The 13,120-nt window shown below is 64.9% G+C and carries 11 protein-coding genes and 3 tRNA genes; 13 read left to right on the top strand and 1 reads right to left on the bottom strand.

Annotated features, from left to right (window positions below):
• The first annotated feature begins 1 nt into the window (after position 1).
• From B3098_RS12315 to B3098_RS12305, 3 genes are read left to right on the top strand one after another with little or no spacing between them, the layout of a single operon-like run.
• Positions 2-823 (top strand): GNAT family N-acetyltransferase, encoded by an 822-nt coding sequence (locus B3098_RS12315; RefSeq protein WP_286896529.1) that lies wholly within the window; start codon positions 2-4, stop codon positions 821-823.
• 45 nt (positions 824-868) lie between these two features.
• Positions 869-1,786 carry a ParB/RepB/Spo0J family partition protein gene (locus B3098_RS12310; protein ID WP_062839279.1) on the top strand — a complete coding sequence of 306 codons (918 nt, stop codon included), beginning with the start codon at positions 869-871 and terminating at the stop codon, positions 1,784-1,786.
• Entirely contained in the window at positions 1,779-2,783 is a 1,005-nt protein-coding gene (locus B3098_RS12305; protein ID WP_286896523.1) for an asparaginase, read from the top strand. Before B3098_RS12310 ends, B3098_RS12305 begins: the two co-directional genes overlap by 8 nt.
• A gap of 17 nt (positions 2,784-2,800) precedes the next feature.
• On the opposite strand, the gene B3098_RS12300 is transcribed toward B3098_RS12305, so the two are convergent.
• Positions 2,801-3,676, bottom strand: coding sequence for a LysR substrate-binding domain-containing protein (locus B3098_RS12300; RefSeq protein ID WP_286896520.1), 876 nt, complete (start codon positions 3,674-3,676; stop codon positions 2,801-2,803).
• A 139-nt stretch (positions 3,677-3,815) separates the two neighbouring features.
• On the opposite strand from B3098_RS12300, the gene B3098_RS12295 reads away from it, so the two are divergent.
• The 10 genes from B3098_RS12295 (at position 3,816) to B3098_RS12250 (ending at position 13,045) form a co-directional block, all read left to right on the top strand.
• A complete protein-coding gene (locus tag B3098_RS12295) occupies positions 3,816-4,403 on the top strand; it encodes a cysteine dioxygenase family protein (protein WP_175124804.1) in 588 nt (195 codons plus the stop codon).
• A 2-nt stretch (positions 4,404-4,405) separates the two neighbouring features.
• Positions 4,406-5,599 carry a cystathionine beta-lyase gene (metC, locus tag B3098_RS12290; RefSeq protein ID WP_286896517.1) on the top strand — a complete coding sequence of 398 codons (1,194 nt, stop codon included), beginning with the start codon at positions 4,406-4,408 and terminating at the stop codon, positions 5,597-5,599.
• Positions 5,599-7,203 carry a rhodanese-like domain-containing protein gene (locus B3098_RS12285; RefSeq protein WP_286897082.1) on the top strand — a complete coding sequence of 535 codons (1,605 nt, stop codon included), beginning with the start codon at positions 5,599-5,601 and terminating at the stop codon, positions 7,201-7,203. The genes metC and B3098_RS12285 overlap by 1 nt, the downstream gene beginning before the upstream one ends.
• 155 nt (positions 7,204-7,358) lie before the next feature.
• Positions 7,359-8,360, top strand: a complete 1,002-nt coding sequence (locus B3098_RS12280; protein WP_286896497.1) for a Bug family tripartite tricarboxylate transporter substrate binding protein — start codon at positions 7,359-7,361, stop codon at positions 8,358-8,360.
• A 172-nt stretch (positions 8,361-8,532) separates the two neighbouring features.
• Entirely contained in the window at positions 8,533-9,918 is a 1,386-nt protein-coding gene (locus B3098_RS12275) for a glutamine synthetase family protein (protein WP_286896495.1), read from the top strand.
• Positions 9,919-9,943: 25 nt separating this feature from the next.
• Positions 9,944-11,350, top strand: coding sequence for an aldehyde dehydrogenase family protein (locus B3098_RS12270; protein ID WP_286896494.1), 1,407 nt, complete (start codon positions 9,944-9,946; stop codon positions 11,348-11,350).
• Positions 11,351-11,374: 24 nt separating this feature from the next.
• Entirely contained in the window at positions 11,375-12,538 is a 1,164-nt protein-coding gene (locus B3098_RS12265) for an iron-containing alcohol dehydrogenase (protein ID WP_286896491.1), read from the top strand.
• A gap of 113 nt (positions 12,539-12,651) precedes the next feature.
• Positions 12,652-12,738, top strand: a tRNA-Tyr gene (locus B3098_RS12260).
• 146 nt (positions 12,739-12,884) lie between these two features.
• Positions 12,885-12,958, top strand: a tRNA-Gly gene (locus B3098_RS12255).
• Between the two features lie 12 nt (positions 12,959-12,970).
• A tRNA-Thr gene (locus B3098_RS12250) sits at positions 12,971-13,045 on the top strand.
• Positions 13,046-13,120 lie beyond the last annotated feature (75 nt).

Genomic DNA, 13,120 nt, shown 5'->3' with positions numbered 1-13,120 from the left:
CATGTCCAACGCCGCGCTCTTTTTTCCGCCGCAGACAGCCCTCTCCACGCCGCGCGCCGACGTGCGCGATGCGCTGCGCGTGCGGCTGGAAGACGCGGCGCTCAATGCCACCGCCGTCGGCGCGCAGGTGATCTATGATGGCTGGCTGGTGCGTTTCGCCCAATCGCCGGCCAAGCGGGTACGCAGCGTCAATGTGCTGGGGTTATCCACACGTCCTTTGGATGAGCGGCTGGCGTATTGTTCATCGTTGTATGCGCGCCAGGGTTTGCCCATGGTGCTGCGCATCACCTCCATCGGCCCCGATTTTTCGCTCGACGCCGACCTGGAGGCCCGCGGTTATATCTACACCGGTGAGACTCGCGTCATGAGCACGCCGCTCGCTCCGCGCGCAAGCGTCAGGAGCGATCTGCATTTCAGCATGGTCGATGCCGAGCGCTTCGCAGCGGCGGTCGGGGCGCTGCGCGGCTCGTCAGCCGCGCACATCGAAGAACATCAGACTCGCCTGCAAGGCCTGGCTGTGGATAAGCAGCCGGTGCTTGCCACCGACGCGGCAGGGCAGGTGGTTGTCGCGGGCATGGCCGTGCGCGAAGGTGACTTGCTCGGCCTGTTCGACATCGTTACCCATCCTGGACATCGGCGCAAAGGCTACGCCGCCGTCCTGATGGAGCATTTGCTGGCCGAAGGAGCCGCCGGCGGCGCCAGGACGGCCTACCTGCAGGTCGAGCCGGAAAACACCGCGGCGCGGACGCTGTACGCCCGCTACGGATTCAAAGACTGTTACGCGTATTGGTACCGCCTGCCCGCCGAGCAGGCGGACACCTGAGCCTGGCGCTCAGGATACAAAGACAGAAGGAAAGAGGATTTAATTATGGCCACCAAGAAACCCAAGGGATTGGGTCGCGGACTGGACGCCTTGCTGGGCGCCGATGCGCCCGCCATCGACAACATCGGCAAGGCTGTCGCCAAGCCCGAGGGTCCGCCGTCCACCCTGCCCATCTCGAAGATGCGCGCCGGCAAGTATCAGCCGCGCACGCGCATGGACGAGGGGGCCCTGGGCGAGCTGGCCGAATCGATTCGCACGCAAGGCATCATGCAGCCGATTCTCGTGCGTGCGCTGGGCGACGCGCCCGGGCATTACGAGATCATCGCAGGTGAACGGCGCTTTCGCGCCGCGCAGCTTGCCGGCCTGAAGGAAGTGCCGGTGCTGGTGCGCGAGGTCGCCGACGAAAACGCGGCCGTCATGGCGCTGATCGAAAACATCCAGCGCGAAGACCTGAATCCGCTGGAAGAAGCGCACGGCGTGCGCCGTCTGCTCGACGAGTTCGGCCTGACGCACGAACAGGCCGCGCAGGCCATTGGCCGGTCGCGCTCCGCCACCAGCAATCTGCTGCGTCTATTGAACCTGGCCGCGCCCGTGCAGACCATGCTGCTGGCCGGCGACGTCGATATGGGCCATGCCCGCGCGCTGCTCGCCGTCGACGCGGCTACGCAGATCCAGCTTGCCAACCTCATCATCGCGCGCCGCCTGTCGGTGCGCGAAGCTGAAAAGCTCGTCGCCAAGACCGCCAAGGAGGCCGAAGCGTCGGCCTCGCCCAAGAAGAAAACCAACGGCGTGTCGCGCGACCTGACGCGTCTCGAAGAAGCACTGTCCGACCACCTGGGCACGCGCGTCGCGCTGAAGGTGGGCGCCAAGGAAAAGGGGCAGATCGTCATCGATTTCCACGGCTGGGAGCACCTGAACTCGCTCCTCGAACGCCAAGGCCTTTCCGGAGCCGTGGATGCCTGAACGCGCATTGCCCGTCATTGCGGTGCTCGCAACGGGCGGCACGATCGCAGGGGCCCAGGCCGACGCCACGTCCGCGGGCTACAAGGCCGGCACGTTTTCCGTAAACGATCTGCTTGGTGCGGTGCCGCAGCTTGCCGGCATCGCCGAAATCCGCGCCGAACAAGTGGCCAACGTCGGCAGCCAGAACATGACGCACGACGTCTGGCGCACACTGGCGCAGCGCGTGGACACGCTTTGCCAGGACCCCTCGGTGGCCGGCATCGTCATCACCCACGGCACGGACACGCTCGAGGAAACCGCGTATTTCCTCAGCCTGGTCAACCGCCATGACAAGGCCGTCGTGTTGGTCGGCGCGATGCGTCCGGCCACGGCGCTTGGCGCCGAAGGCCCGGCCAACCTGTATAACGCGGTGGCGCTGGCGCGTCACCCCGACGCGCGCGGCCGCGGGCCGCTCGTCGTCATGAACGAAGACATCCACTACGCCCGCGAAATCCAGAAGATCGCCAGCGCGGGTCTGTGCGCCTTCTCGTCGCCCAATCGCGGCCGCGCCGGCGTCATGCACGGCGGCGTGCCCAATTTCTATTCGCGCAACGCCACCACGTTCGGCGAGCAAAGCGAGTTTTCACTCGCATTGCTGGAAAAGACCGGCTGGCCGCGTGTCGACATCGTCTACGCGTACGCCAACCTGCAGGCCGATCTGATCGATTTTCTGGCCAGCGCGGCTGACGGCATCGTGCTGGCGGGCGTGGGCGATGGCAACGCCACCGACCTGGCCATCGAAGGCCTGCGCCGCGCGGCGGACGATGGCGTGGCGGTCGTGCGGTCCAGCCGCACCGGCAGCGGGTTCGTGGCGCGCGATGTCGAAGTCGACGACGCCGCCTTGGGTTTTGTCGCGGCGCTCGACCTGAACCCCCAGAAGGCGCGCATCCTGCTGATGCTCGCCCTGACGGTCACGCGCGATCCGGCTGCCCTGCAGCAGATCTTCGACCGTTACTGAACCATGGACCGCGGCGGCTAGGCCGTCGCGGCGCCTTGCTGCGCAAGCCCCAGGTTGGTCCGCAGCATGTCGTACACCTGCCGCGTCAGCGGATTGATGAGATCACGCCTTATCCACAGGAAGTACGTCACATCCGGCAGCGGTGGCAGTCCTTCCTTTTCTCCCAGCACCCGCATCTCCGGCCCCAGCAGTTCCACGCTGCGCGCCGTCACTCCCAGGCCCGCGCGTAGCGCCGCCTTGATCCCCACCAGATTCGGCGCCACGTAGTTCGTGTGCCAGCGCACCTGCGCCTGCTCGAGTGCATTGAGCGCCAGCCGGCGGAAGATGCTGGGCTCGTCCGCCAGCACCAGGGGTACGGGTGAGTGGGCATCGTGCACGTAATCTGCGGACGCCAACCATACCGTCGGCGACGTGCGCAACGCCACGCCCTCGAAGTCCTGGTCAAAGCGCGTCGAGATAGTCAGATCGATTTCACCGGCGCGCAGCGCGTCCATCAGGAAAGGACTGCGATCCACCCGGATCTCCAGTTTCACGCGGGGCGCGACACGCGCGATGTGCGTCAGCAGCGTCGGCAGGATCGTGTCCGCCACGTCCAGCGGTGCACCCAATCGCAGATCGCCTTCCAACGGCCCGGCCTGCAGCGCCCGCAACGCTTCGTCATTGATGGCCAGCATGTGCCGCGCGTATTCGACCAGCCGCCGGCCGTGGGAAGACAGCAGCTTGTTGCGGCCCTGCTTTTCAAATAGGGGCAGGCCGATCATGGACTCGAGCCGCTGCATCTGCTGCGTGATGGCCGACTGCGTCTTGTGCAGCCGGTTGGCGGCTTCCGAGAATGTTTCATGCTGGGCGATTGCCGTCAGCGTGCGCAGCAGGTCAAGGTCAAGGTTCCGCATCAGGGCGTTGAAAACGGGTTCAGGGATAACCCGACACATTAGCAGCCCTAATGGAATGTTCAAGCAATTTAAATTGTTGACGCGTGAACCCGGCGATACAGTGAGTGCAATAACTCATGAAACAAGAGGGAACGTCGACGTGAGCACTGCACATCCTCAACAGGCCGGCATCGATAGCGCGGTCGAAAATATTAAAAAAACTGTAGGAAATAAGGGCCTGAACCGCGACAGCCTGCAATCTGTCCTGGACGAGCTGGTTGCCCTGGCCGGCAACACCGCCTGGTGGGGCGCCGACCGCTATCCGCCGCCTGAAGGCGAGGAACGCCAGGCCCGTTACCTCATCGCCGAGGACGCCGACAAGAGCTACGCGCTCTATCTGAACGTGATGCGCCCCGGCAAGAAGATCGTGCCGCACAACCACACCACCTGGGCGTGTATCGCCGCGGTCGAGGGCGTGGAATACAACTACGTGTACGACCGCATCGACGACGGCTCGCAACCCGGCGTCGGCAAGCTGGAAAAGGTCGACACCGTCGTCGTCGGCCCCGGCAGCGGCATCGCCTTGATGCCCGACGACATCCACGCCGTGGAGATCCAGGGCGACAGCGTTATCCGCCACCTGCACATGTACGGGCGCGCGCTGGAAACTTTGGACCAACGCCTGGGCTTCGATCTGGAGACCGGCACCTGCAAGATCATGCCCATCGGCGTGCAGACGCGGCGCTGATCATGAGCAAACCCTTCCGGTCCGCAACGCGCCTGCTGCGCGCGGGACGTCCTCATCAAGGCTGGGTCAATACCCCGGTCACGCGCGCCAGCACATATGTCTTTGACAGTGTGCAGGCGTGGCGCGATACGCGGGCGCGCCGCGAACAGGAGCGCCTGCCATCCTACGGCGCGCGCGGCACCGACAGCACGCACGCATTGGAAGATGCGCTGATCGAACTGGAAGAGGGCTATCGCGCCAAGCTGTACCCCACGGGGCAGGCCGCGATCGCCACTGTGCTGCTCGCCTATCTTCGCGCGGGCGATCACGTGCTGCTGACCGATGCCGTGTACGAGCCGGTGCGCCGGTTCTGCGCCGAACACCTGACGCGCCTGGGCATCGAATTCACGTACTACCGCCCCGACGGCCAGGGCATCGAGCCGCTGATCCGGCCCAATACCCGCATGATCTACGCCGAGTCGCCCGGGTCCCTGACGTACGAGATGCCGGACCTCACCGAGTTATCCACAACTGCAAAAAAACACGGCTGCTGGCTGGCTGTGGATAACACGTGGGCGTCCGGTTTGCTGCAAAAACCGCTCGCATTGGGCGCCGACATTTCCATCCTGGCCGCCACCAAATACCTCGGCGGCCATGCCGACGTGATGATGGGCGCGGTCATCACCAACGATCGTGCCTGGCGTGCACTGGAACGCGCAACGATCGACTTCGGCCAGACGGTTGGGGCCGACGACGCTTACCTCGTGCTGCGCGGCATGCGCACGCTGCCGTTGCGCATGGCGCAGCACGCCCGCAGCGCGCTGCAGATCTCGCAGTGGTTGCAGGCGCGGCCCGAAGTCTCGCGCGTCTTGAATCCCGCCTTGCCAGGCGATCCCTCCCACGCCATCTGGCGGCGCGATTGCAATGGCGCCAATGGCCTCCTGACGATCGAACTGTCGGACGCCTACACCGAGGCCGATGCCGAAAGGCTTATCGACAGCCTTCAGCTCTTTGGCATCGGCGCATCGTGGGGCGGCTTCGAAAGCCTGGTGATTCCGGTCTTTCTGCAGAACTCGCGATCGCTTCCCGGCTATCAGGCCAGCGGTCCCATGCTGCGCCTGCATATCGGCCTGGAAGATCCTGACGACCTCGTCGCCGACCTGGAACGCGGTCTTGCCGCGCTGACCCAACCCCTTCGCTCCCTCCGAATCTCATGATGCAGTCCTCTCACGACCAACAATCCGTCAGCGTCGATTCGCATACGCTCAAGCAGTGGCTGCACGATGGCGGCGAGATCGCGCTGCTGGACGTGCGCGAACATGGCCAGTATGGCGAGTCCCATCTCTTCTACGCCGCGCCGGTGCCGTACAGCAGGCTCGAAATCGACATCGTGCGTCTTGCGCCGCGTCGTGGCGTGCGCGTTGTCGTCTACGACAACGGCGGCGATGACGACACTGCGGCGCGTGCTGCGCGCGCACTGGCCGCGTTGGGCTACACAAACGTGCACCGATTGGCGGGCGGGCTGGCGCAGTGGCAGCGTGATGGCTACGCGGCATTCGCGGGCGTCAACGTGCCCAGCAAGACCTTCGGCGAACTGGCCGAAGAGGTTTTCCACACCCCCCGCATCGGCGCCCGCGAACTGGCCGAACGTCAACGCCGCGGCGACGACCTGATCGTGCTGGACGGCCGTCCGTTTGCGGAATACCAGAAGATGAGCATCCCGGGCGGCATCTGCTGCCCCAACGGCGAACTGGCGCTGCGCGCTCATACGCTCGCGACGCGGCCGGACACCACCATCGTGATCAACTGCGCCGGCCGCACCCGCAGCATTATCGGCGCGCAGACGCTGATCAATCTTGGCGTTCCCAATCCCGTCTACGCGCTCGAAAACGGCACGCAAGGCTGGTACCTCGAAGATCTGCAGCTCGAACACGGCGCGCGCCGCCGCTATGCCGACGACGTTCCGCAGGACGACGTTCCGGCACTTGTGCAGCGCTCCGCGCAGCTTGCCCGGCGCCATGGCGTGCCGTCTGCAAACGCGGCGCAGGTACAGGCCTGGCTAGGCAATTCCGCGCGTACGACGTTCCTGTGCGATGTGCGCAGCGCCGAGGAATTCGCGCAAGGCTCGCTGCCGGGCGCGCAGCACGCACCGGGCGGTCAGCTTATCCAGGCGACGGACCAGTACATCGCCGTGCGCGGCGCACGGATCGTCGTGTTCGATGCGGAAGGCGTGCGCGCCCCTGTCGTCGCGAGCTGGTTGCGGCAGATGGGCTGGGACGCTTGCACACTTGAAGAAGGCAGCGACGCGTCGCTGCGGAACGACGTGGCCGCGGCGCTGGTGCCGCCAATCACCGTGTTGTCTGACACGCAGCTTGCGGACGCGCTCGCGCACGGCGCGCAGGCGATCGATATCCGCCCCAGCATGCGGTATCGGGCGCGCCACGTCGCCGGCGCGCGCTGGTCGATCCGGCCGCGTCTGGAACGGCTGACCCTGGATCCCGCACGTCCCGTCATCCTGCTGGCCGAGGACGCCGCACTGGCGGCCTGGGCTGCGAACGATCTTCGCGCATTGGGCGTCTCAGACGTCAAGGCGAACACGGGCACGCCCGAAAGGTGGACCGCGCAAGGGATTGCGCTGGAATCCACGCCCGCCGACCCACCCGACAGCGACTGCATCGACTACCTCTTTTTCGTGCATGACCGCCACGACGGCAACAAAGCGGCGGCGCGCCAGTACCTGGCCTGGGAAACCAACCTCGTCAAGCAGATCGACGAGCGGGAACGTGCCACCTACCGGTTCCCCGGGGCTCCGGCCGGCTGACGCCCGCCGCCGCGCCGACACGCGCGGCGATACCCACGCTTCAACCTGATCAGTACGCCCCGGCGGCCTTTGCCGGCGGGGTGCGGACGGTTCATGGCGAACCGGAATGCAAAGGACGGCCGAGAATCCGGCCGCCAACTCAAGGGGAAATCCAGATGAAGCAACACGCATTGCACGCTTGCAAGACCGCCGCCGCCGCGATGGCCGGCTTGTTGTGGAGCGTCACGGCGCACGCGCAGGCGCCAGCGCCGTTGGCGGACTATCCGAAGCAGGCCATCACCGTGGTCTCGCCGTTTCCTCCCGGCGGCGGCAACGACGGCGTCGCGCGTCTGATCGCGCAGGAACTGGGCGCCATCACGGGCCAGAGCGTGGTGGTCGAGAACCGTTCGGGGGCGGGCGGCAACGTCGGCACGGCGCAGGTCTCGCGCGCCAAGCCCGACGGCTACACGCTCGTGATGTCGCAGACCAGCGTCATGGCCGTCAATCCGCGCTTGTACAAGAATGTGGGCTTCGATCCGCTCAAGGACTTCGTGCCGATCTCGCAGATCACCTCGGCGCCGCTCGTGCTCGTGTCGCGCGCGGACGGGCCGTACAAGACGCTGGACGCCTATCTGGCAGCGGCACGCAAGCAGCCGGGCGTCATCACGTATGCCACGCCCGGCAACGGCACGATGAGCCACCTGATGGGCGCGCTGGTTTCCAAGAAGGCCGACGTCAAGCTGGTGCACGTGCCGTACCGCGGCGCCGCGCCCGCCGTGACGGATCTGCTGGGCGGCACTGTTGACATGCTGATCACGTCACCTGCATCGGCCGAGCCTATGGTGGCCGCCGGAAAACTGCAGATCCTCGCCATGAGCCATGGCGACGGCGTCGGCGTGTTCAAGCGCGCACCCACGTTGAAGCAGGCCGGACTTGAAGGCATCACCGCCGACGACTGGTACGGCCTCTTCGCACCCGCCGGCACGCCGCCCGAGCGCGTTGCGTACCTGGCGCAGGCCGTGGACCGCGCCATGAAGTCGCCCGCCGTGATCGCCAAGATCAACAGCGGCGGAAGCCAACCCGTCGGCAGCGCGCCGGACGCCTTCAAGAGCCGGCTGCAGCAGGACACCGCGTACTGGGCCGAAATGGTGAAGACGGCGGGCGTGTCGCTGGACTGAACGCGTTTGCGCACCCTAGGGAAACCACGGGGAGCGGCGTGTGTGTGCAGGGCGAGCCAGCGGGGATGCCGTTCAATTACAGGGCAAGGCACGTTTGCCAACATGTGGCATCGTGACTAGACTGGAAAAACGTGCAGTCCCGCGCAACGCTTCAGCCACAAGGTGAACAAGCATGCACGCACTAGGGGTAGCAACGCTGGAAGACGCAGAGCGGCTGGTCCAATCCAGCCCGCTCTCGCATATCAAGGTGGGCCTGTCCGACGTTGACGGCGTCATGCTGGGCAAGTACCTGCGGCGCGACAAGTTTCTGGGCGCCTTGCGATCCGGCCTCGCGTTTTGCGACGTGGTCCTTGGATGGGACCTCGACGACCAGCTCTACGACAACACTCGCTACACCGGCTGGCACACGGCATACCCCGATGCAAAAATGCGGATCGTGCCGCAGAGCGCGCGGCGGCTCCCTTTGGAGCAAGGCCCCGGCGGCGAGGACATGCTGCTGTTCCTCGCCGAATTCGAAGGCGATGCCGCCGCCATCTGCCCGCGCCGTCTGCTGCACCGCGTGATCGATCGCGCGGCGGACATGGGCTATGACGTCTACGCCGCACTGGAATATGAGTTCTTCATGTTCCGCGAGACACCGCACTCGGTCCGCGCCAAGCACTACCGCAACATGGAGAACTGGACGCCGGGCAATTTCGGATACTCGGTGCTGCGCAGCACAGTCGAGGGAGACTTCTACCGCAAGCTGCTCGACCTGTGCGAACGCATGGACATGCCCATCGAAGGCCTGCACACCGAAACCGGCCCGGGCGTGCTGGAAGCGGCGCTTGCCGTGGACCGGGCGGCGGCCGCGGCCGACAAGGCATTTCTGTTCAAGACCTTCACCAAGGCGCTCGCGCAGCAGAACGGCCTGATGGCCACCTTCATGGCGAAGTGGTCGCACGAGCATCCCGGACAGAGCGGCCATATCCATCTGTCGCTGCGCCACCACGACTCGGATCGATCGGCCTTCTTCGACGAGTCGCAGCCGCATGGCGTCAGCAGCACCCAGGCCGCCTTCATGGCGGGTGTGCAGCACTATCTGCCCGAGTTCACCGCGTTATACGCGCAGACCATCAACAGCTATTCGCGCCTGGTGCCCGGCTACTGGGCCCCGCTGGACGCCACCTGGGGCATGGAAAACAGGACGACGGCGCTGCGGCTCATTCCCGGCAGCGACAAATCGCAGCGCGTCGAAGTGCGCATCGGCTCGGCCGACGCCAATCCCTATCTGGCCCTGGCCGCGGCGCTGGCGTCCGGGTTGCACGGCATCGAACAGGGACTGACGCCCGAGCCCATGGTGCAGGGCAACGCCTACACGCAGGAGTTTCCGGCGCATCTGCATCTGCCCACCACCTTGTGGGAGGCCGCGCAGCGTCTCCGCGCATCTGAAGCGGCGCGTCTGCTGTTTGGCGACGCGTTCGTCGAGCACTATGCCGCGACGCGCGAGTGGGAAGAGCGGCAGTTCCGGCGCCATGTGACCGATTGGGAGTTGGCGCGCTACTTCGAAATCATCTGAACTGTTCATCGCCACCAGGGCCGCCATGACCGACGAACTGATCACCATCAGCCCGATAGACGGACGCGAGGTCGTCCGCCGCGCATATGCCAGCGATGCGCAGATCGCGCAGGCGCTGGCCAACGCACAGGGCGCGCAGCCGGAATGGCACGCGCTCGGCCTCACCGCGCGGGGGCGCATCGTTGAGGCCGCCGTGGCGCATTTCGTGGCGGCCAAGGATGAGATCGCGCGCGCCATCACCATCCAGATGGGCCGCCCGTTGCGCCACACGCCCGGCGAGGTGGACGGCTTCGCGGCCCGGGCGCGTCACATGATCGGCATCGCGGAAACAGCGCTCGCACCCATCGCCGCGCCCGCGCAAGCTGGCTTCACACGTTTCATCAGCCGCGAGCCCATCGGCGTGGCGCTCACCATCGCGCCGTGGAACTATCCCTTGCTGACCGCGGTGAACAGCATCGTGCCCGCGTTGATGGCGGGCAACACCGTCATCCTCAAGCATTCGGACCAGACGCCGCTGTGCGCGGAACTCCTCGATCGCGCGTTTCGAGACGCGGGGGCGCCGAGAGGTGTCTTTCAATACCTGCACGCCAGCCACGACATCACGCAGCGGCTGATCCGCGCTCCCGAGATCGGCCATGTGTCCTTTACCGGCTCGGTGCGGGGAGGGCGCGTCGTCGAGGAAAGTGCGGCGGGCCGCTTCATCGGCGTCGGGCTGGAGCTGGGCGGAAACGATCCGGCCTATGTGCGAGAAGACGCTGACCTTGACGCGGCGGCAGAGTCGTTGGTCGACGGCGCTTTCTTCAATGCCGGCCAGTCCTGTTGCGGCATCCAGCGCATTTACGTGGCGCGCGGCGTGCATGACGCGTTTGTCGAGCGCGCCGTTGCCTTGACGCACCGCTACGTGCTGGGCAATCCGTTGCAGCCGGACACGACGCTTGGTCCCGTTGTGCGTGCCCGCGCGGCGGCAGAGATTCTCGGCGTCATCGAACAGGCGGTCAGTTCAGGTGCGGTAAATCTGATTGATCACTCGCATTTCAAAAATGCGAGTGAAGGCTCATCTGAGAGCAAAAGCTCGTGTTATGTGGCGCCTGCTTTACTGACCCAGGTTGACCATCGGATGCGCATCATGAGCGACGAATGCTTTGGTCCGGTGGTTGGCATCATGCCGGTCGACAGCGACGATCAAGCCATCGCGCTGATGAACGACAGTCCGTATGGATTGACCGCCGCGGCCTATACGCAGGACGAAGCCGCCGCGTTGCGTATCGGCAGGCAGCTGCGCACCGGCACGTTCTTCATGAACCGCTGCGACTACCTCGATCCGGCGCTGGCGTGGACGGGCGTCAAACAATCGGGACGGGGCGTGTCCTTGTCGGCCGTCGGATACGAACAGCTCACGCAGCCCAAGTCTTTTCATCTGCGCAGCCTCTGACGCCGCGCCATCAGGATTCGCATCATGACCGTCCCCGCCGTCAACTGGAACTATCCCACCAACATCAAGGCAGGCCCCGGGCGCATCAAGGAGCTTGCGGGCTATTGCCGCGAGCTTGGCATGACACGCCCATTGCTCGTGACGGATCCGGGGCTCGCTGCGTTGCCCATGGTTCGCGACGCGGTAAGCGCATGCCGCGATGCGGGGCTGAATTGCGCGGTGTTCCACGACATCAAGGGCAATCCGACCGGTCGCAACGTCGATGACGGCGTGGCTGCGTTCAGGCGAGGGCAACATGATGGTGTGATCGCATTCGGCGGCGGCTCCGCGCTTGATGCGGCAAAGGCCATTGCATTGATGGCCGGGCAGGACCGGCCCCTATGGGACTTCGAAGACATCGGCGACAACCACCTGCGCGTCAATGCCGCCGCCATGGCGCCCGTCGTGGCCGTGCCCACCACCGCGGGCACGGGCTCTGAAGTCGGGCGCGCCTCCGTCATCACCGATGAGGCAGCGCAAGTAAAGCGCATCATCTTCCACGCCCGCATGCGGCCGTCCATCGTGATCCTGGACGCCGAACTCACGGTCGGCCTGCCGCCGAAAATCACGGCAGCGACGGGCATGGATGCGCTATCGCACAATCTCGAGGCCTATTGTTCGCCGGTCTTTCATCCCATGGCGGCCGGCATCGCACTCGAAGGCATACGCCTCATCAAGGAGTATCTGCCGCAGGCTGTCGCCGATGGCGCCGACCTGCAGGCGCGTCAGCAGATGCTTACCGCCTCATGTATGGGCGCCACCGCGTTTCAGCGCGGCCTGGGCGCGATGCACGCGCTCGCACATCCGCTTGGCGCGCTGTATGACGCACACCACGGGATGCTCAACGCCATCCTCATGCCTTATGTCTTGAAAGCCAACGAGCATGCGGTCGCGCCGCGTCTCGAATCGCTCGCTCGCTACCTCGGCCTGCCGCAGCAGGGACCCGGGGCGGTGCTTGAGTGGGTGCTGGGGCTGCGCCAAGCAGTCGGCATCCCCCACACGCTGGCGGAAATCGGCTTGGACGATGCCCAGGCCGAGCGGGTAGGGCACATGGCGAGCCAGGATCCGTCCGCCGGAACCAACCCGGTAAATTTCTCCGCCGAAAAATATTCTCAGCTTTTCCGTGCAGCAATTCGCGGAAACCTGTAAGCTTCGCCCCCTCTGCGCGGAAACGCGGCGGAGGTGGAACTGAAATTTTGAATTTTTCATCCGAATGGTTTGACAGCGGATTTGAAAGTGTTCATAATCTCAAGTTCTCCGCTGGAGGGGTGCCCGAGTGGTTAAAGGGGGCAGACTGTAAATCTGTTGGCCTTGCGCCTACGTTGGTTCGAATCCAACCTCCTCCACCAGAGACCCATACCTAAATCCAGGCGCGGTTTGCCTGGATTTGCAATGTAAGGCCCGAAAAACTGGGCGGCCTTCGCAAAGAAGGCGGCAAAGTTTTAAGGGCCTACGTTTCGAAGGGTTGGGAAGCGAGAAGGTGAAAGGGTTTGCCGCGGGTGTAGCTCAATGGTAGAGCAGAAGCCTTCCAAGCTTACGACGAGGGTTCGATTCCCTTCACCCGCTCCAAGATTTTTAAATGCCCATGTGGCTCAGTGGTAGAGCACTCCCTTGGTAAGGGAGAGGTCGCGCGTTCGATCCGCGCCATGGGCACCACAAATTCCAAATTCTTTTCTTCAGTCAGAAGCGCAATCCAGGTCAGGAGTCAGCCATGGCAAAAGGCAAGTTTGA

Origin of the sequence: Achromobacter sp. UBA2119, from assembly GCF_002331005.1 — a bacterium.
GTDB classification, from domain to species: domain Bacteria; phylum Pseudomonadota; class Gammaproteobacteria; order Burkholderiales; family Burkholderiaceae_B; genus Achromobacter; species Achromobacter animicus.
Note: the sequence above shows the minus strand (reverse complement) of the source record. Positions and strands in the feature narration are given on the sequence as shown.